Genomic DNA, 18,598 nt, shown 5'->3' on the forward strand with positions numbered 1-18,598 from the left:
ACCGAATAGAATTCGCGGCCGCCGGGGCCCGGTTCAGGCCGCGGGTTCCAGGATGCGCTCGTTTCCGGCCAGACCGGCCTCGTAGGCCAGAATCGCCGCCTGGGTACGGTTCTCCAGGCCCAGCTTGCCGAGCAGCCGCGAGACGTACGTCTTCACACTGGCCGAGGACAGATGCAGCCGCCGGGCGATGTCGATGTTGGAGAGGCCCGACCCGAGCAGCGTGAGCACCTTCGACTCGCTCTCGTTGAGCTCCGGCAGCAGCGCGCACGCGTCGGCGAACTGCGAGGTGCCGGGTCCCGTGATCGTGCGGACGATGCCGTCCAGCGCCTCCGGGGAGACGACCATCCCGCCGGCGGCCGCGGCCCGCAGGGCGCTCCGCAGCTGCCCGGGCAGCATCTCCTTGGCCAGGAACCCGCTGGCCCCGGCGTCGAAGGCGTCGACCGCCCGGGCGTCGGCCGCCGCACTGCCGTCGGTGAGGACGACGACCGCGGCGGGAGAGTCCAGGGCCCGCAGCCGCACGGTGGCCGTGATCCCGTCCACGTACGGCATGTTCAGGTCCACCAGGGCCACGTCGGGACGGTGGCGCCTGGCCTGGGACACCGCGTGTGCGCCGTCGGCCGCCTCGGCCACGACCGTGAAGCCGGGGCAGGCCTCTACGAGCGCCCGCAGGCCGCAGCGGACGATGTCCTGGCCGTCGGCGATCAACACGGAAATCGTCATGGGTCTGTTTCTCCTGGGCGGACTTGCCGGGTGTTCCGGGGACGCGTCCAACGTGCCACGTCCGCGGTTAACGGCCTCGTAGCCGAACCATAAGGAACGATTAAGCCGCCGGAGCCGGCCGGAGCCCGCGTCCGGGGAAGATCGCTTTCCTGCCGGTTAGACTTCCCGGGATTCCGTTCGCAAGTAATTCATCGGAGCGTTGTCCCGTGTGCGACCAGACCGAAGACCGGCCGGATTCCGGTGAATTCCCGGAGCAGCCCGCCCGGCGCCGCACGCGCCGCACCTGGGTTCTCGTGGGCTGCGGCGTCGCGTGCTGCGCCCTGTCCGTCGTGGCCCTGCTCGGGACGGGCGGCACCCAGGGGCTGATCTCACGGCTGCCCGGAGCGGCGGGCGCCGCCGACTTCCTGGGCCTGTCGGGCGGCGGCCACGGCGGTGACACGGCCGCCCGCTCCGGGAGTTCCGGCCCGTCCGCCTCTTCCTCGCCCGAAGGCGGCGCGTCTCCCGAAGCGTCACCGGGCGGGACGGCGACCCCCGGCTCCGATGCCGATGCCGACCGGGGCCCGGATTCCGGCTCCCGCTCCGACTCCGGCTCCGGTGCGCCGCCCGGCGACCGGAACCCCTCGGGCCCGGCGGCCTCGCCGGGCAACGGCGGAAACGGCGGCACCCCCCAGCAGCCGCCGCCCCAACTGCCGCCGTCCGTCCCGGAGACCGGCCGCCCGCCGGCCGACCCCCCGAACGACGGTGTCCCCGACACCCCCTCCGACCCGGCGCTCCGCCCAGGCGACAGCGGCTCCGCGGTCACCGCGATGCAGCAACTCCTCTACGGGATCGGCCTCTACCACGGCTGGCGTTTCGGCACGTACGACGCGGACACCACCGCCGCGGTCCAGAAGTTCCAGGAGTGGAGCGCGGTGGCCGCCGAGTGCCGCGAGGACCCGCGCGGTGTCTACGGCCCGGCCACCCGGCGGGCGTTGGAGCGGGTCGCGTCCGCCTGAGCGGGCGCGATAGCGCCCCAAAGGGGCGCGGGGCACTGCGCGACCAGCCACAACGCGCCCGCAGTTGACGCACTGCAGCCGTCACTCCCTGCGCAGCGCCGCAGGCTCGTGCCGGCGCAGCATCCTGACCACCAGCAGGGCACCGGCCGCGCACATCGCGAAGAGGATGCCGAAGTCCAGGAGCCACTGCACCGCCTGGTGCTTCCACACGGCGTCCGCCAGCTTGGGATCCGTCGCGTCGGCGGGGGGACCGACCTTTCCGAGATCCAGCGTCGCGGCCAGTGCCCCCACGGCCCACCGGGAGGGGGCGAGCCAGGCGAGCTGCGCCAGTACGTGCCGGTTGAATATCGGGAACACCGCACTGGTGGCCATGATCTGGAAGAGCGTCGCCACGACGAGCAGCGGCATGGTCTTCTCCACGGTGCGCACCAGCGCGGAGACCATCAGGCCCAGGATCATCGAGGCCACCGACAGCATCGCGATGACGAGCAGCAACTCGGCCGTGGGCCAGGAGAGAACCACCCCGTCCTTCGGCAGGGGGCGCCCCAGCAGCCCGATCCCGGCGATGCACAGCCCCTGCAGCGCGGTGATCGTGCCCAGCACCGCGACCTTGGACATCGCATAGGCGGAGCGCGACAGACCGGTCGCCCGCTCCCGCTGGTAGATGACCCGCTCGTGCACCAACTCCCGCACCGAGTTGGCCATTCCGGTCAGGCATGCGCCGATGGCCAGCATCACCACCACGCGGGAGGCGTCCGTGTTGAAGCGCGGCAGGCACAGTGTGGTGTCGATGCCGTCCTGATTGGCCGTCATGAATCCGTCGGGGGCCGGAACCGACCGGCTCAGAACGCCCATCAGAAGCGGCAGACAGACCAGCAGCACCGCGTACCCGCGGTCGGCCGCGATCACGGACAGGTGCCGGAGCACGAGGGTGCGCACCTGCGAGGTCCAGCGGGGCGGCCGCGGGCCGGCCCCGCTCCGCCGCAGGGCGGCCTGCGGCGCGACCGCGCGCGCGGCTTCGGAGATGTACATCCGGTGCTGCGCCGATTCCCGGTAGCCGTCGGCCCAGTAGCGGTTCGGGGAGAGTTCGAGGTCCTGGAAGACGTCGGCCCAGTCGTCCCTGCCGAAAAACTCCAGCCCTTCGGCGGGCGGGCCGAAGTAGGCGGTCCGCCCGCCGGGCGCCAGGACGAGGAGCCGGTCGCAGAGGGCCAGGTTGGTGACGGAGTGGGTGGTGAGCACCACCGTGCGGCCCCCGTCGGCCAGGTCCCGCAGCATCTGCATGACCTGCCGGTCCAGTCCCGGGTCGAGACCCGACGTCGGCTCGTCCAGGAACAGCAGGGACGGCTTGGTCAGCAGTTCCAGGGCGACCGAGACGCGTTTGCGCTGGCCTCCGGAGAGGGCGTCGATCCTGGTCCCGCCCCGGTGCGTGAGGCTCAGTTCGGCCAGCACATCCTCCACGCGCCGGTGGCGCGCGCTCCTGCTGGTGCCGCTCGGACAGCGCAGTTCCGCCGCGTACCGCAGCGCGGTGCGCACGGTCAGCTGGGTGTGCAGGATGTCGTCCTGCGGCACGAATCCGATCTCGCGGCGCAGGGCGGAGAAGTTCTCGTACAGGTCGAGACCCTGGTAGCGGACCTCCCCCTGGCCGGCGGGCTCGTATCCGGTCAGTGCACGCAGCAGGGTCGACTTCCCCGCGCCGGACGGACCGATCACCGCCACGAGGGAGTTGGCGGGCAGGCTCAGCGTGACGTCGTCGAGGAGCGTCTTGCGCCTGCCGTACTGCCGCAGGGATGTGCTCAGCGACCGGGCGGTGAGGCAGATGTCCCCGGCGCTGCGGACCACCCGGGCCAGCCGGCCGCCCACGAGCCGGAACTCGGCGTGTTCGATGTGGACGACATCGCGCCGGCCGACCGTGGCGCGCTCCACCGGGCGGCCGTTGACCCAGGTGCCGCCCGGGCTGTCCAGGTCCTCGATCTCGTACGTGCCGTCGGCCGCCCGCCACAGCCGGGCGTGGTGGCGGCCCGCCGCACCGGAGGGCACGACGACGTCGTTGTCCGCCGCGCTTCCCACCCGTGTGACCAGCACCCGTCCGGCGGCCGGGGGGACGGTATCCCGTGCTGCCGCCGGTGCGAGCAGGGAATCGGACATGTGCAGCCTCTCAACAGTGCGGTGCGCATGACGTGTTCGCACGACAGGACTTGATGCGTGAAGGGACCCGGTCGCCCTCGGACTCCGCTGGGGGGAACGGGAGACACGAGGACGACCGGGTGCTCAGCGGAGCGGGTCAGCCGGCCTGCGCCCCGCGCCGGCGCCGGGCCAGCCAGAACCCGCCGCCGGCCAGTGCGGCCGCGGCGCCGGCCGCACCGATCGCGGTGGCCGACATCATCGGGGAGTCGACCTCGTCGGCCTCACCGTAGAAGACGCTGCCCACCTGGAAGGCGTCGGACATCTTGTTGTAGTCCCAACTCGCCTGGCAGGCCTGGCCATTGAGGCTCTTCGCCTGTGGCCAGGCGAGCAGCTTGTAGTAGCCCGGGCCGTCCTGGGTGAAGTCGGTCTGCTGGGTGAACTCGATCTTCTTGGACCGGTCGTTGCCGTGCGGCGTCACGTTCAGCGGCTGAGGGGTGGGCGTCAGCTTGGAGGGAGTGCCGTCGGACCGGACCCACTGGTAGTAGACGGTGTCGGTGATGTCGCAGGGCAGGTTGGAGCCGTAACGCGGGTTGGACGCGTCGATGATGAACTTGTTCCCGGGCACCTTGCCGTTGTCCGCGATGTAGCCCCAGCCGTCCTGGCTGTTCCCGTCCGGGCTGCCCCAGGCGTTGTCCCACGGCAGCCGGACGACCGGGCGGCCGCCCTCCTTGCCGGCCCCGTCGCACCTGTCGAACCACCGCATGTCCATCGTCGGTGTGACGACCTGCTTGGTGCCGTCGGCCAGATTGATCTCGACCCTGACCGGATATGCCGTGGTGGGGCAGCCCTTTCCGCCCGGACCGAAATCGCCGCGCAGCGTGAAGGTTATCTTGTCCTGGCCGTCGACCGTCTTCGTGCTGACGATCTCGTATTCCTGGCCCGTTCCGCCCTTGCCGCGGGAGACCTCACGCGCCTGCATATTGGCGATTCCATTGCCGTTGTACGAGTAGTAGATGCTCTTGATTCCCACCCCCTCCGGCGCGGTGACAATGCCGTCGTAGCGGAATTCGGAGTCGATGCTGTTCGGCCGGTTCGAGAACCCCAGCGTGTAGACGGGCTCGGCCGCACCCCGCGTTTCGGCCTTCGACGCACTCGAGTCCGGTGCGTCCGCGGCCGAAGCGGCGGGGGAGCCGGCCAGCGCCAGGGAGCCGACCGCCACCACGATGCCCACACCGGACATCAGCGACCGCCGCAGCTTGACAGTCATGTGCCAGATCCTTTCGATTCACATTCTTGCGACAGGTGAATCCTGCAGGTTCCCGGCCACCCTTTCCCCGCGGCAAAGTGGATCAGAATTCCTTAAAGATGACATCGAAATCCACTCAAGTACCGCACCGGCCGGACGGCCCACCGGAAAATGCTCACGAGGCCAGCCGGACCCGACTGCCGGGCCCGCTCACCATGAACAGCACCATCAGACCGGCCAATACGAATCCGAAGGAAAAGAGCGAGGCCACGGTATCGTGAATCACAACCACGTCACGGGTCGGCAAATTCTTGGCGAGCAGCGCGAGAAGGGAAATGCGCAGCACATTGCCCGTGAGGATGAGGGCGACACAGGCCAGGACCCCGAGCACCAGCTGCGGCGGCCGGACGATGCTGCGCATCGTCACCGCGATGGCCGCCGCCGCCATGAACAGCGGTCCGACCGAACAGCTCGCGGTGATCCGCAGGTACAGCAGCGATCCCGCCTCCGTATCGCGCCGGACGAAGAGCCCTGGGCCCTCCACCCACGCGTCCAGCGACGGCGCGAAGAGGTGCGCGAACCACACGCTCGCCGCTCCCTCGAACTCGCGCACCGGATCCTTCGCCACGAAATAGGCGACGAGTCCCACGGCGAGCAGCGCCAGCGTCGCCACCGGCGCCCAGCGCACGCTGGACGCGAGGCCGGCCCGCGAGCGGCCGCCCGGCTGCCGGCCGTGGGCCCGCAGGAAGCGGTCCCGCAACTCTCCGCGCAGCGCGGCCGGCAGCTCCTCGACGCCCCCCGCCTGCAACGGCTCGCCACCCTCCGGACCGGCGTCCGGGCCCTCCTGCCCCTGCCCGCCGCGATCGACCCGGGCGGTCTTCGCCCAGCCGCCGGCCCGGCCCGTCACCCCGTCGAACCACGCCTTCGCCACGACCAGCAGGCCGAAGACGTACAGCGGGAAGTACACGGGCAGCAGCAGATACCGGCTGACCGGTGCCCGGGTGGCCACCAGCGCCGTGCCCAGCTGGATCAGCGGGCCGTAGAACAGCACCGGCCACAACGCGACCGAGATCGGCACGAGTTCCTCCGGATACGCCGTGAGGAACGCGCCGCCGACCAGGCCGAGCAGGCTCAGCAGGGGCAGGTGGTAGATCACCAGGTAGTAGACGAGCTCGATCTTCCGCGGCAGCGAGATCCCCTTGTGCCGCAGGATCGGCCGGAGGTAGTCGCGGCACACCTGCTGGTGGCCCATGGCCCAGCGGCGGCGCTGGCGCCAGTAGGCCCGGGCGGTGGTGACCGCCTCCTCGTAGTCCAACGCATCCGGCTCGTACTGCACTTGATGGCCTGCGAGCAGCACCCGCAAGGTCAGATCGGTGTCCTCGGTCAGCGACCGCTCGTTCCAGCCGCCGATGTCCCGCAGCACGCTGTGCCGGACCGCGCAGTTGGCGCCGCCGTACGACGGCATGCCCGCGTACGCGCTGCGCCCCTGTTCGCCGACGATGTAACCGCCGAGGTAGTCGACTGCGACCAGCCGGGCCAGCAGACTGTCGTCGCCGTTGGCGATGACGCACCGGCCCTGGGCGGCACCGACCCGGGGATCGTCGAAGCAGGCCGCCAGGTAGCGCAGCGCACTGCGCTCCGGGGCGTGGTCGGCGTCGTACACGACGATGACGTCGCCCGTGGCGTGCCGGGCGGCGTGGTTGAGCGCGCCGCTCTTCCCGCCCGCGCCCTCCGTGCGGCGCAGCACGAGGAGCCGGTCCGGGTGACGGCGCTGCCGGCCCTGGAGGATCTCGTACGTCGCATCCTGCGATCCGTCGTCGACGACGATCAGCTGCAGCAGCTCCCGGGGGTAGTCGAGTTCCAGCAGGCTGCGCACCATCCGGTCGGCCACGGCCGCCTCGTTGTGGCACGGGACGACGACGGTCACCCGGTGCCGTGCCTCCGGAGTGGACCGGCGCCGGCCGGCACGTCGCATGGCCGACTTGGTGGCGGCGTTCACGAGGGTGAGCGTGCGCAGCCCGGACACGGCGAAGCAGAACAGGCACAGGTAGAGGACGATCGTCACCGGGCCGGCCGGGCCGATGAGCCACAGGCCGAGGGCCGTGACCAGGACGACACCGATGGCCCACAGCCCGAGTTCGCCCACCGCGGCCCGGGGTGCCGCACGTCTGCCGGGCGCCCGGACGCCGCGCTCGGGTTCCGGGGCGGCATCCGGCAGGCCGTCGGCCCATGGTGCGCGGCGCCGCCCTCGGGGCGGGGCGGCTCTCACGGCCGGTGCCGGGGATCGTGTGCCGCCCGCATCAGGTGGACCAGCGCCGACGCCGCGTCGGGGAAGCAGCCGAACCTGGGCGCGCCGCACGGCCGTTCCCGGTACTCCCCGGTGCGGACCCGGATCGCACCGAGCAGACCGGCAGCACGCGCTCCCGCCACGTCCTTCTCCGGGCGGTCTCCCACATGGACCATGCCGCGCGGCGGGACGCCCAGCCGCCGGGCGGCCGCCAGGAACGGCTCGGGGCGGGGCTTGCGCAGCTCCCGCGTGCCGAGCTCGTCCGAGACCACGATCGCGTCGAAGAGGTGGTCGAGCCCCAACGCGGCGAGTTTGTCGCGCTGTTGGGGAGGATGTCCGTCGGTCACCACGGCGACCGGAATTCCGGCACGGCGAATGCCCAGCAGTGCGGCCGCCACCCCGGGGTAGGGGGACAGGCAGCCGACCCGGTGCGAGCGGAACGCCTCGACCAACGGTTGCACCGGCACGTCGGCACCGATGCCGGCCAGGGCCCGGTCGATGATCCCGCCCCTGTCGCTGCCTTGGCCGGCCTGCCCGGCCAGCGCCGCGTACAGCCGCTGCTCCGGGATGCGGAACCGGCGGGCCGCCTCGTGCGCCACTGTCCGCAGCGCACCGTCCAGCCACACCTCCTGCGGGTAGAGCGTGTCGTCCAGATCGACGGAGACGGCGGCGAGCCGGGGTGCTCCCGGTGCCGCGAAGAATCCTTCGACGTCCGTCCCGGCGCAGCCGGAGCACAGGTTCCCGTTCATCCGGCCATCGCCCTTTCCCCGGCGGGTGCCCAGACCGAGGGCACCCGCCCGTCGGTGAAGTCCGGTTCGCGCAGCCGGATCCGCTGCCAGGTGCTCTCACGGCCGAGGATCGCGGCGACCCGGCCGGCCGTGCGGCCGTCGCCGTACGGGCAGTCGCTGCCGAGCAGTTGCCTCATCGGCCCCGGGGCGGTGACCTCGGCGACGGCCCGGCACACCGCATCCCGCCGGACGGGGCTCAGCCGGGCCAGTCCGTCCTGGATCCCCTCCCAGCGGGGAGTCGAGCCGCGCATCACCACGGTGGGGACGCGCAGCCACGCGGCCTCCTCCTGGAGCCCGCCGGAGTCGGTGACCACCGCCCGGCTGTGCCTCATCCGCTCCAGCAGCTCCGCGTACGGCAGCGGCCCGAGGAGCTCGGCGCCGGTGGCGGCGAGCCGGTCCACCAGGCCGAAGGCACGGAGCCGGTCCGCGGTGCGGGGATGCACGGGGAACACCACCGGCCCGGCCTCCTGCACCAGCGCGGCCACGATGCGGACGACCTCGGCGAGCCGCTCGGGCGAGTCCACCGTGCTGGGCCTGTGCGCCGTGACCAGCACGCCCTGCCGTTCCCCGGCCGGGACTGCCCGGACACCCAGGGCACGCAGCGGATCGAGGCCGGGGTTCCCGACGACCTCGATGCGGTCGCCGGGGACGCCCTCGGCCCGCAGGACCTCGGCGGCCCGGCCGGTCGGTGCGAGATGCAGGGCGGCGAGAGCGGCGGCCACGCGCCGGTTAGCCTCCTCGCGGGAGAGCGGGTTGTACGAGCGCAGGCCCGCCTCCAGGTGCACCACGGGCACCCCGGCATCCACCCCGGCCAGGCAGAACGCGGGCACGGTGTGGGTGTCGCCCAGCACCAGAGCCGCATCCGGACGCCAACGCTCCAGACTCCGGGCCGCGTTGGCCATGAGGGTGCCCAGGCGTGCGGCACCGGACCCGGCCGCTGTTGTGCGGACGTCCCACCGCTCGGCCGGTTCCATCCCGAACTCCGCCAGGATCGCGTCGCCGAGTCCGGCCGAGGCGTGCTGACCGGTGAACACGACCTGGACGTCGTGCCGTTGGCCGAGTGAAGCGACGACCGGGGCGAGTTTGACGATCTCGGGGCGGGTGCCGAGCGGGACGAGGATGCGGCGCGGGGCGGCCGGGGCCGAGGACGGTGCGGGATGCTCCGCGGGCACCGGGACGGGCCGCCGGACGGGGGTCCGGGCGCCCGGGGTCTGGGTGAGGTAGCGCACCACGCGCCGGCCCGGCTCCCACGCACACAGCTCTCCGGGCACCGGCCGCCCCGTCGCCAGGGCGATGTAGGCCCCGACGAAATCGGCCCCGGCCGCCAACGAGATGGGCAGCCCGCCGGAGAACCGCGGGTTCATCTCGAAGAACGCGAAGGCCCCGTCCTCCGTCCGGCATCCCTGCACATTGGCCATGCCGCGGTAGCCCAGCGCCTTCACGAGCCGTTCGACCTGCTCCTCGATCCCGGGCGCCCGGAAGGCCGTTCCCGCGGTGGAGACGCCGCCGCGGACCTGCTCGCGCCAGCGGGGCACCTGCACGACGACCTCGCCGTCCGGGCCGCACAGCACGTCGACGGTGAACTCCCGCCCGGTCAGGCGGGTCTGCACGATGCTGCCGGGCGACTCGGCCGCCAGCCGGCCGGCCTGGGCCGCGGCGTCCGCCAGGTGCACACCTCGCGACCCGCGCCCCTCGCGGGGCTTGACGATCCACGGGCCGGGCGGCATCGGCGTATGGGGAAGCGACGTCTCGGGCACCGGTATGCCGTGCTGCTTGCACACCTGCACGAACGCGTACTTGTCGCAGCAGAGAGCGATCGCGTCGGGGCCGGGCAGCAGGACGTCGCACCCGGCCCCGCGCAGCCTTCCGGCCTGCGCGTGCAGGGCGGGGAGTTCCTCGGCGACCGTCGGCACCAGGACGTCGATGCGCTCGTCGACGACCAGGCGCAGGACTTCCTCCCCGAACAACGGATCGTCTCCGGGCGGAAGTTGTGCGCCCACATCGGCCATGCGGTGACCTGCGGTGTCCGGCTCCGCGTCGGCGGCCACGACCACGTGGTCTCCCGCCCGCAGGTGCTCGATCACGGCCACGCCGGCAGGCCCGCCCGCGCCCGTCACAAGGACCCTCGCCATGTCGTCTCGTTCTCTCTCTCGTCGTGCAGTTGCCCGCGCAGTCGCCGCAATCGCCGCAGTCGCCTAGCTGATGGAGCGGCGTACCACCATGCCGACCGGCGGCAGCTCCCCCTGACGGGAGCGGGAACCGGTCCGGGCGGTACGCCCGGGCACGGCCGTCGGCAGCACCAGCCGCCGCGCGGCGAACCCTTCCGCATGACTGCACCTGGCCTGCGCCCCGCGCACGCGCATCAGCGCCTCAGTCGCCCGAAGGTCCACGCGCCGGCTCGAAGCCACCTGTGAGGCATGCGCCTTGAGGGCGGAGAGCTTGCGCCCGGCCGTCCGTGCAACGTCCACGAACACCGTGGGGATGAAGCCGAGCGCGGTCGGCGACTCGTAGAAGAGCAGGGTCCGCACTTCGCGGGCGGCCGACTCGACTGCCCGGGAGACGGCCCGATGGTCCTGGTGCGAGTCGTCCGGGGTGTGGACGTAGACGACGTCCGGTGCGGTCTCCGCCATCAGCCGCTCGACCGTGGCGATGGTGTCCGCACCGTCCGGGATCCGGCCGTCCGGGAAGTCGCCCCAGTACAGTTCGGCCCCGATGACGCGCGCGGCCAGGCTCTGCTCCGCGCGGCGCTGCGCAACGGTGGCGCCGGGCCCGCGCTCACCCGCAGACATCACGAGCATCACCACCCGGTCGCCCGCGTCCGCATGTGCCACCAGCGTTCCGGCACAGCCCAGTTCTATGTCGTCCGGGTGGGCGCCGACAGCGAGCACGGTGCGTTGCTCCGGATCGCTGTCGGCGGTGTTCCGGCTGTGCGGTGCCGCACCGGGAATGACCAGCATGTCCAGCCTCTCTTCTGCCCTGCAGGAGTGATTCATGTACTCGGAACCCTCACCAAAGGGCCGACGGCGGCCGGATGTTCCCGTTCGGGACTCCATCGTGCTTTTCTCTCGGCATCGCCCGCGCACCCGCCGAGGGGGCGGAACCGGAAGCGCGGGATACCACTGGCAGCGCCAGTCCTCACTGTAGGCGTGATCCGCACGGCAGTTGACGTAATAGGCGCACAGCGCGATAGACCAACGTCTAGAAAAACATCCACCTTGGTGCCGCGCATGGCCACCGGTGATGCAGGCGGCAGCGCCCGGTCGAACCCGTCGGAAGTCGGCGGCCTTTCCGGGCCGGCCCCTGACTTTCGTCAGGTCCGAAAACCCCACCAAAGAGAGCCGGGCAGCCGGATTCCGGCTGTCAGGCTGGAAACGGGCAGGTGACTGCGGCTTGCTCGTTCCTTCACCCGGAGAGGCAGAAACCGGTGATCAAGGTGGTTCTCGTCGACGACGACGCAATCGTCCGACAGGGTATGCGGGCCATTCTGGAATCGGTTCCCGACGTGACCGTCGTCGCCGAGGCCTCCGATGGTGCCGCCGGCGTCGACGCCGTGCAGCGCCTGGCGCCGGATGTGGTGTTCATGGACATCCGCATGCCCGGGATGGACGGTCTCGCCGCGACCCGTGCGATCAACCGGCTCGCGCGCCGTCCGAGGGTCGTCATGCTGACGACCTTCGGGCTCGACGAGTACGTCTCCGCGGCGCTGCGGGCCGGCGCAGTGGGTTTCCTGCTCAAGGACAGCGGCCCCCAGGAACTGCTCGACGCCCTGCGGGCGGTCGTGGACGGGAACGCACTGCTGTCACCGAGCGTGACGCGGCGGCTCATATCCGCTTACGCGGCCCAGGTGCCGGTGCTCGACGCCGACGACCTGTCCCGTATCGAGTCGCTGACCCCCCGGGAGCGGGACGTGCTGGTACTGCTGGGGTGCGGACGGTCCAACGCGGACATCGCCGCCGCGCTGTTCCTCGGCGAGGCCACGATCAAGGGGCACGTCAGCCGGATCCTGGACAAGCTCAAGGTGCAGAACCGGGTGCAGGCCGCCATCATCGCGCACAAGGCCGGACTGACCAGGGACTAGATGACATGCCGTCCCCGTCCCGCTTGCGAGCCGCGCTCACCGTTGCACGGCCGACGACCGCCGACGTGGCCGCGGCCGCGGTCTGCGCCGTCATCGGTGTGCTCGACGGGATAGGGGGCACGCATGACGGGCTGCTCATGCACGACCACGCTGCGGCGGTGGCCATGGGAGGGCTGGCGGGTGTGGTCGTCGTGGCGCGCCGGGCCTTCCCGCCGGCCATGGGGTGCGCCGTCGGTGTCGCCCATCTGCTGGCGTTCACCCCGGCCGCGTTCGTGGTGGCCATGTACACCCTGGGCCACCGCTACCGCCGGCACCGCCTCGCCCTGTCGGCTGCCGCCGCCCTGGGCCTGGCCGTCCATCTGACCGCTGTCGCCATCAGCGCCGGCGACCCCGGCGCCACCGCCTACACGCTCGCCTTCGTCATCGGCCCCTTGGCGGTCGGCTCTTCCGCCGGGCTGCGCCACGACCTGACGGAGCGCCTGCGCCACGAAGCGGAACGCCTCAACGGCGAGCAGCAGTTGACGGCCGAGAAGGCGCGGGAGTGTGAACGGGGGCGCATCGCGCGGGAGATGCACGACGTGGTCTCCCACCGCGTCAGCCACATCGTGCTGACCGCCGGCGCCCTGGAGGTCACCGCCCGGCGGCAGCCCGACCATGTCGTCGACCAGGCCGCCAAGATCCGCTCCTACGGGCAGCAGGCACTGACCGAACTGCGTGAGATCCTCGGCGTCCTCAACGCCTCGGGCCCGTCCGGCAGGGCCCCACGGGCCCCGCAGCCGACCCTCGACGATCTGCCCAGCATGATCGACTCCGCCGGGCGGGCAGGGCAGATGGACATCACCCACTCCGTCCAGCTCGGCGTAGCCGGCCTGCCCGTCACCCTGCAGCGGACCGTCTACCGCATCGTGCAGGAATCACTGACCAACGCGATCAAACACGCCCCCGGGGCACCGGTCACCATCACCGTCCGCATCGGCGACGGCGCCGTCATCGCCACCGTCACCAACGGGCCGCCCCGGCGCGCAGGGCATGCCGACGTCCCCGGCAGCGGCGCCGGAATCATCGGACTGACCGAGCGCGTACGCCTCCTGGGCGGGACCCTGACGACCGCCCCCACGCCCGGGGGCGGTTTCCGCACGAGTGCCGTCATCCCCCTCGGTGGGGATCCCTCGTGACAGCCGGGCGGCGAGACAGGGCCTCCTCGCCACTCGCAGGAATCCGCACCCGCGAGCTGCCAAGAGGGCCCTGTCTTCATGCCCGAGCCATTGGAAGGTCAACCGATCGCGCATGCTGGACAAGGAATTCGCCAACCTCAAGGCCCAATCCGTCTCCGAGAATGTCTAGCACCGGACCGCCCGACAGGGTCCACACACCCTTCAGGCCCGGATAGGCGTCGTAGACGTGATACGGGTTGTCGGCGGCTATTTTTCCGGCGTACCGGGCCACGATCGGCAGCGAATGTTGCAACCTGCGCAGCTAAAGCTGCACCGGCCCATGGATCACTCGCGCTCCGTCACGGCTGCACATGGACGGTGTAGACACCGGGCGTGGCATGCGGTTCACCGACGGCCGTCATGGTGACCTTGAAGTCGCCTTCCTTGTCACCCGCGTGCAGGACCGGGGCGGTGGCTTCGCCGTTGTCGTCGGTGGTGACCTTGACCTTGGTCACGTGCTGTCGCTCGTGTTCGAAGTACAGACCGCTCCCCTCGGGGACCGAGAACTCGACTTCGACGCCCTCGGCATTCTTGCCGTCGCGCAGAACCCGCGCCTTGAGACCCTCGCTGCCGCCCTTGCCGAGAATCCCGCCCGGCTCGGCGGTGTAGTCGTCGCCGAAGCCGTTCACGCTCACCGCCGGGCCGGCTTCCTCATCGCCTGCACTGCCCCGGGTGCTCACCTTCCTGAGCGTCCAGGTCCTGTCCGTCTCGTTCGCCGTCTGCGTGGTACCGATCAGGTTTCCCGCGGGCCCGGGCCTGGTGAGGGCCGTCCCGTGGCGCACGTTCACGATCCTGACGTGGCCGTCCCCGGAGGCGGCGGGCTCGAAGGTCCAGAGCTGGTCCTCATTGGTGTTGCACGCGTAGGTGAAGACCTCCTGGTTGTGCGAGCTCCCCGCGAGGCAGTACTGCGGGCTGTCCGCCACGCGGATGCGGTACCGGCCTCCGACGTCCTCCATCTGCCAGTTCATCGCCGCGCCGCCGCCGGAGAGGGCGACATCCAGCCTGTTGCCGGCAATGCGCCTCACCACGCCCGGGTTCAGGGGCCCGGTCGTGTGGATGGAGTAGACACCGTCCGCGACCGACCCCAGGGGCGGAACCGCGATGGGCTTGATCTCCGTTGGGGTGACGAGGGAACGAAGCCGGTCGTCGCCGGGCAGCCGGTCCTTCGCCTTGTCCTGGAAGAGATCGCGCTTCACATTGTCACGCACGTCCAGCGCATGCTGTCCGGCCTGCGAGAACCGGTCGAGCGGCAGGCTGTCCAGGTAGGCGTCGGTGAACGCGTTGAACGGGGAAGCCTGGCCGTTGGCCTGGCGGGACAGGATCGTCCGGGCGACCTCTCCGTTGTTGTAGAAGACGTAGTACGAGCTGGAGTTCCTGACCGGCAGGAGCGCCGTCATTCCCGTGAAGCCGAGGCCGTTCAGGCCGGGCAGCTGTTGCGCGTCCAGGTGCGCGGCCACGCCGGGTGCCGTCCCGGTCGTCCACAGCTGCTTGGCGCCCTTGCCGTCGAGGACGAGTATCCGGTTGTAGCCGGTGCCGGTGGCCCCGGCGGGGGCCGTGACCTGCGGCTCGATGGCGCTCGTGCCGAACCTGGCAGACACCCAGCCCGACTCCTGCACGGCCCCGCTGCCTATGTTCACCCGGACGTACTTCGGAGCCTCTCCGGGCTTCTGCGTGAACAGGAAGACTTGGTCCCTCTGATCGCCCCTGTTGGTGGTGGCCCAGCCCGTGATCCGGGAACCCGCACGGCCCTCCTCGAGGACGCCCTTGAACTTGGACTGACTGATCGGGACCGGCTTCTCCGTCATGGCGACCCTGCCGTTGTCGCCGGAGTAGATCTGCGCGACCTTGTCGCCGGAGAACAGCCAGAAGTAGTCCGCGATGCCTCCCCAGTTCCCGTTGGTCGGGACGACGGAATCGACCTGGGTGATGCCGCCCTCGGACAGGCCGGGGAGCGTGTCCGAGAGCTTCTTGCGCCGGGAGGCGTCGGTGTTGGTGGCGAATTCCTTGACGGCGTCGACGGCCATGTCGGGGAACTTGGTCCTGGCTTCGGACGCGAACTTGCCGAGCTCGCCGGTCAGGTTCTCGCGCAAATCCTCCTTGCCCTTCCGGAGAGCGTCCTTGTCGGTCTGGCCGACCTGGGCGATGTGTGCGTCGAGCACGGCCTCGGCAAGCGCCGTACCGTAGGCACCGTCCTGCTGGGCCTGCTTCCAGGCACTCTCGAGGTGGGGCACGACGGCGTCCTTGAGGTGCTCCTCCAGCGTCTTCTTCCAGGCCTCGTCGCGGCCGGCGCGGAACTGGCCGACCAGCTCCTGGTAGCTCGGCTGGCTGATGATCGCCTTGACCATGGTCCAGATCATCCCGACGGCCATGAGCACCACGCCGACGGCGATCGCAGCGCCGCCCGCGATGACGCCCAGGACCACGTTGTGAAGACTGAGCAGTGCCAGGGAGAACGAGATCCAGTCCTGCTCCTGGGCGGCGAGGAACATGGCGTAGGCCGGCGAGAAGAGCTGCCCGGGCAAGGTGAGCCCCGCAACCTGGGTGGCGACGGCAATCCAGTCCTGCTGAATGCTCTTGACCGACAGGTCCGCTATCCACTGGGGCCACTGCCAATTGGGCGGCGGCGTGACGATGCCGCCGCCCCAGACGCGGTTCAGCTGCTCCGCGGTCTTCGGCATGGGGAGGTAGACGTCCTTGTCCTTGTGGGCAAGGTATTCGTCCAGGTCGGATGTGAACTTGCCCCCGGTCGACTTGAGCTTGGCGACATCCTTGCGGGCGTCGAGAAGGAGCTGGTCGTAGGACTGCTGCTCGGACTTCTGCCCCGGCACAGGAGATCCGGTGTCCACCTGTTCCAGGAAGGTGAGCACGGACTGCTGCTTCGCGCTGTCCTTGACCGTGGTCTTGAGCTGGGCGACGACCTTGCTCTTGAAGGCCGGGTCGAGATTGATCCCTGTGCTCAGGGAGAGCGCGTTCGCCACCTGGGCTCGAGCGGCGGCGACCTGCTTGCCCACGGCTTGGGCCTGAGCCGGCCTGAGCATTTCGACGGTGCCCATCGTGGCCAGGACCACCGTGGTGGACGCGAGGATGAGCCGGGCATTCATCGTGTTGGTTCTCATGGATGCTTCCGAATTCGTGACGTGATGGCGATGCCACCGATCCGATCAGGGCGGCGGGACAGCGCATCGCAGCACCGTCGCAGCAGCGCCTCGCGCCCTTGCTGTCCAGTCTCCGGCCATTTGTTGGCGAAATATGCAGCAAATGATGCAAAGTGATAGCGCAAGAAGCGCACGTGCCGATCGCGCACCCTGTCCATGGCAACTGCCCATCGGTACCGCGACTTTCGTAGCAGAGCCCGGGGAGGTCGCAGTGCCTGCGACCCCTCGCACCGAAGTGGACGGGTCTGGCGATGGGAGATGGGCCGATGGTCGTACGGATCGTGGTCGCCGACGACAGCGAAGTCGTGCGCCGCACGACGGCGGAGGTCATCGACGCGAGCGGAGACCTGCACGTGGTGGCGCAGGCCTGGGACGGGCGTTCGGCGGTGGAGGCCGTGCGCGTGCACGCGCCTCAGGTGGTGCTGATGGACATCCGCATGCCCGGCATGGACGGGATCGCGGCCACCCGGCAGATCCGGCGGATGCCGGACCCACCGCGCGTGCTGATCTCGACGATGTTCAGCAAGGACGTCTTCGTGGACGACGCGGTGCGAGCGGGAGCAGCGGGCTTCTTACTCAAGGGCACGCCGCCGGCCGAACTCGTGCGGGCCGTCCGGGAGGTCGCCGCCGGGAATGCCATGCTCGACCCGGCAGTCACGTCCCGCGTGCTGCAACTGGCCACCGCCCCCACCGACATCGACCCCCGCCGGCGTCTGTCCGAGCGCGAGCGGCAGCAACTCGGCCTGCTCACCGAGCGGGACCTGACGCTGATGCGGTTGATCGCCCTGGGGTTGTCGAACGCGGAGATCGGAGCCCGGCTGCATCTCGCCGAGCCGACGGTCCGCAGCCAGGTCAGCCGACTGCTGGCCCGGCTGGGATTCGGCAACCGGGTCCAGGCGGCCCGGCTCGCCATCCGCGCCGAGCTGGACTGACCATTCGGCCCTGGGCCAGGGCCTGTCCCGCGCCGTCACGTACGGTCTCCCCCGACGTAGTCGTACTTGCCGGGACGCCAGCCGAGCGGAGCCCGGCCCAGACGGTTGCGGTCTCTTTCATCCTCGCCGCCCCACATGCCGAACTCACGGCCCTGACGGCCGGCTTGGCGGCACTGCACGAGGGCCGGGCAGTGTCCGCACAGTTCACGGGCGCGTTCCTTGTCCTCGTACCTGGTCGAGTGCCACAGTTCGGGCGCGCGCGTACAGGGCAGCCGGCGGGCGTCGATCTCGGGGAACGGGACGGGGGTCAGCAGCGCGAGCACGTTGCTCACGGACGAAGCACGGTTCATGTCGAAGTGACCTCCTTGATCAATGCCTGGGGCGCGGGTCAGGCGGCGGCTGCCGTCCGGACCGGGCCGCGGTCGGCGATACGGAACCAGACCCACTTGCCGCTCTCACCGACCCTGGTCACGCCCCACGCGTCGGCCAGCGCGTCCAGAATGTCCAGGCCACGGCCCGTCTCCAGCTCGTCCGGCGGACCGTCGCCACGGCGCCGCCCCTCTCCCATCCCGACCGTGGAGTCGAACACCGCCCCGGTGACCGAGCCGCAGACGTCGTCACGGGAGACGACCACCTTGATCGTGGAACCCTTCGCATGACGCACGGCGTTGGAGACCACCTCGGAGAGCAGCAGCGCCGCAGCGTCCTCGGACACTGCTTCCCCGGTACAGACGGCTGACAGAACGCGCCGGGCCTGCGCCGCGGCGCGCTCGTTGCGCAGCAGGACGACGGTGGCACGGGTGCTGGTGAAGTCGACGGCACACATGAGGGGGCTCCCGGGGTTCCGGCGGTAAGGGCGGGAGACCGGTGTGCCGACCTCCGTGCTTTCCAGCGTGACCGCGCTGAACAGGGGGAACGGCCTGTCCTTGGCCAACCGTCGGACATGACGAAAGTGTCGCGACGGCGGGCAAAAGACATGCCCCCTCGGTCACCGTGAGTGACCGAGGGGGCATGGAGCCACTCACAGCGCGGCTGCGGCCCCGGCATCACGGGATCGGT

At 70.7% G+C, this 18,598-nt stretch carries 14 protein-coding genes; 4 read left to right on the forward strand and 10 right to left on the reverse strand.

Going from position 1 to position 18,598, the window contains the following annotated elements:
* Positions 1 to 33: 33 nt before the first annotated feature.
* Positions 34 to 720 (reverse strand): response regulator transcription factor, encoded by a 687-nt coding sequence (locus ACLHRZ_RS23880; RefSeq protein ID WP_490420532.1) that lies wholly within the window; start codon positions 718 to 720, stop codon positions 34 to 36.
* 206 nt (positions 721 to 926) lie between these two features.
* Between ACLHRZ_RS23880 and ACLHRZ_RS23885 the strand changes: the two genes are divergently transcribed.
* Positions 927 to 1,715, forward strand: a complete 789-nt coding sequence (locus ACLHRZ_RS23885; protein ID WP_490420533.1) for a peptidoglycan-binding domain-containing protein — start codon at positions 927 to 929, stop codon at positions 1,713 to 1,715.
* A gap of 81 nt (positions 1,716 to 1,796) precedes the next feature.
* Here the strand turns inward: ACLHRZ_RS23885 and ACLHRZ_RS23890 are convergent, their stop codons facing one another.
* The 6 genes from ACLHRZ_RS23890 to ACLHRZ_RS23915 all read right to left on the reverse strand — a co-directional run bounded on the left by ACLHRZ_RS23890 (position 1,797) and on the right by ACLHRZ_RS23915 (position 11,117).
* Positions 1,797 to 3,860: an ATP-binding cassette domain-containing protein gene (locus ACLHRZ_RS23890; protein ID WP_490420534.1), complete on the reverse strand. Its 2,064-nt coding sequence runs from the start codon at positions 3,858 to 3,860 to the stop codon at positions 1,797 to 1,799.
* Positions 3,861 to 3,996: 136 nt separating this feature from the next.
* The gene (locus ACLHRZ_RS23895) at positions 3,997 to 5,106 is read right to left on the reverse strand and encodes a hypothetical protein (protein ID WP_490420535.1); all 1,110 of its coding nucleotides are present in this window, start codon (positions 5,104 to 5,106) and stop codon (positions 3,997 to 3,999) included.
* 154 nt (positions 5,107 to 5,260) lie between these two features.
* Positions 5,261 to 7,354 carry a glycosyltransferase gene (locus ACLHRZ_RS23900; RefSeq protein ID WP_490420536.1) on the reverse strand — a complete coding sequence of 698 codons (2,094 nt, stop codon included), beginning with the start codon at positions 7,352 to 7,354 and terminating at the stop codon, positions 5,261 to 5,263.
* Positions 7,351 to 8,121 (reverse strand): HAD family hydrolase, encoded by a 771-nt coding sequence (locus tag ACLHRZ_RS23905; protein WP_490420537.1) that lies wholly within the window; start codon positions 8,119 to 8,121, stop codon positions 7,351 to 7,353. The genes ACLHRZ_RS23900 and ACLHRZ_RS23905 overlap by 4 nt, the downstream gene beginning before the upstream one ends.
* Entirely contained in the window at positions 8,118 to 10,292 is a 2,175-nt protein-coding gene (gene wecB / locus ACLHRZ_RS23910) for a non-hydrolyzing UDP-N-acetylglucosamine 2-epimerase (protein ID WP_490420538.1), read from the reverse strand. The genes ACLHRZ_RS23905 and wecB overlap by 4 nt, the downstream gene beginning before the upstream one ends.
* 63 nt (positions 10,293 to 10,355) lie before the next feature.
* Positions 10,356 to 11,117, reverse strand: coding sequence for a PIG-L deacetylase family protein (locus tag ACLHRZ_RS23915; protein WP_490420539.1), 762 nt, complete (start codon positions 11,115 to 11,117; stop codon positions 10,356 to 10,358).
* Positions 11,118 to 11,584: 467 nt separating this feature from the next.
* Here ACLHRZ_RS23915 and ACLHRZ_RS23920 point away from each other — a divergent pair, with 467 nt between their 5' ends.
* Positions 11,585 to 12,238 carry a response regulator gene (locus tag ACLHRZ_RS23920; protein ID WP_490420540.1) on the forward strand — a complete coding sequence of 218 codons (654 nt, stop codon included), beginning with the start codon at positions 11,585 to 11,587 and terminating at the stop codon, positions 12,236 to 12,238.
* 5 nt (positions 12,239 to 12,243) lie between these two features.
* A complete protein-coding gene (locus tag ACLHRZ_RS23925; RefSeq protein WP_490420541.1) occupies positions 12,244 to 13,413 on the forward strand; it encodes a sensor histidine kinase in 1,170 nt (389 codons plus the stop codon).
* Positions 13,414 to 13,751: 338 nt separating this feature from the next.
* Here the strand turns inward: ACLHRZ_RS23925 and ACLHRZ_RS23930 are convergent, their stop codons facing one another.
* Complete coding sequence (locus ACLHRZ_RS23930; RefSeq protein ID WP_490420542.1) at positions 13,752 to 16,568, reverse strand: RICIN domain-containing protein; 2,817 nt, start codon at positions 16,566 to 16,568, stop codon at positions 13,752 to 13,754.
* 305 nt (positions 16,569 to 16,873) lie between these two features.
* Between ACLHRZ_RS23930 and ACLHRZ_RS23935 the strand changes: the two genes are divergently transcribed.
* Positions 16,874 to 17,539 carry a response regulator gene (locus ACLHRZ_RS23935; RefSeq protein WP_490420543.1) on the forward strand — a complete coding sequence of 222 codons (666 nt, stop codon included), beginning with the start codon at positions 16,874 to 16,876 and terminating at the stop codon, positions 17,537 to 17,539.
* 35 nt (positions 17,540 to 17,574) lie between these two features.
* Here ACLHRZ_RS23935 and ACLHRZ_RS23940 read toward each other — a convergent pair whose 3' ends face one another.
* Positions 17,575 to 17,889 carry a WhiB family transcriptional regulator gene (locus ACLHRZ_RS23940; protein ID WP_490420544.1) on the reverse strand — a complete coding sequence of 105 codons (315 nt, stop codon included), beginning with the start codon at positions 17,887 to 17,889 and terminating at the stop codon, positions 17,575 to 17,577.
* Between the two features lie 38 nt (positions 17,890 to 17,927).
* A complete protein-coding gene (locus ACLHRZ_RS23945; RefSeq protein WP_490420545.1) occupies positions 17,928 to 18,365 on the reverse strand; it encodes an ATP-binding protein in 438 nt (145 codons plus the stop codon).
* Positions 18,366 to 18,598 lie beyond the last annotated feature (233 nt).

This window comes from Streptomyces sp. AM25, assembly GCF_058146165.1.

What these genes read in the sequence shown, in the direction of transcription:
- ACLHRZ_RS23880 (WP_490420532.1), bottom strand. Translation starts at nt 720, where the DNA reads ATGACGATTTCCGTGTTGATCGCCGACGGCCAGGACATCGTCCGCTGC.
- ACLHRZ_RS23890 (WP_490420534.1), bottom strand. Translation starts at nt 3,860, where the DNA reads ATGTCCGATTCCCTGCTCGCACCGGCGGCAGCACGGGATACCGTCCCC.
- ACLHRZ_RS23895 (WP_490420535.1), bottom strand. Translation starts at nt 5,106, where the DNA reads ATGACTGTCAAGCTGCGGCGGTCGCTGATGTCCGGTGTGGGCATCGTG.
- ACLHRZ_RS23905 (WP_490420537.1), bottom strand. Translation starts at nt 8,121, where the DNA reads ATGAACGGGAACCTGTGCTCCGGCTGCGCCGGGACGGACGTCGAAGGA.
- wecB (WP_490420538.1), bottom strand. Translation starts at nt 10,292, where the DNA reads ATGGCGAGGGTCCTTGTGACGGGCGCGGGCGGGCCTGCCGGCGTGGCC.
- ACLHRZ_RS23915 (WP_490420539.1), bottom strand. Translation starts at nt 11,117, where the DNA reads ATGCTGGTCATTCCCGGTGCGGCACCGCACAGCCGGAACACCGCCGAC.
- ACLHRZ_RS23925 (WP_490420541.1), top strand. Translation starts at nt 12,244, where the DNA reads ATGCCGTCCCCGTCCCGCTTGCGAGCCGCGCTCACCGTTGCACGGCCG.
- ACLHRZ_RS23930 (WP_490420542.1), bottom strand. Translation starts at nt 16,568, where the DNA reads ATGAGAACCAACACGATGAATGCCCGGCTCATCCTCGCGTCCACCACG.
- ACLHRZ_RS23935 (WP_490420543.1), top strand. Translation starts at nt 16,874, where the DNA reads ATGGTCGTACGGATCGTGGTCGCCGACGACAGCGAAGTCGTGCGCCGC.
- ACLHRZ_RS23940 (WP_490420544.1), bottom strand. Translation starts at nt 17,889, where the DNA reads ATGAACCGTGCTTCGTCCGTGAGCAACGTGCTCGCGCTGCTGACCCCC.
- ACLHRZ_RS23945 (WP_490420545.1), bottom strand. Translation starts at nt 18,365, where the DNA reads ATGTGTGCCGTCGACTTCACCAGCACCCGTGCCACCGTCGTCCTGCTG.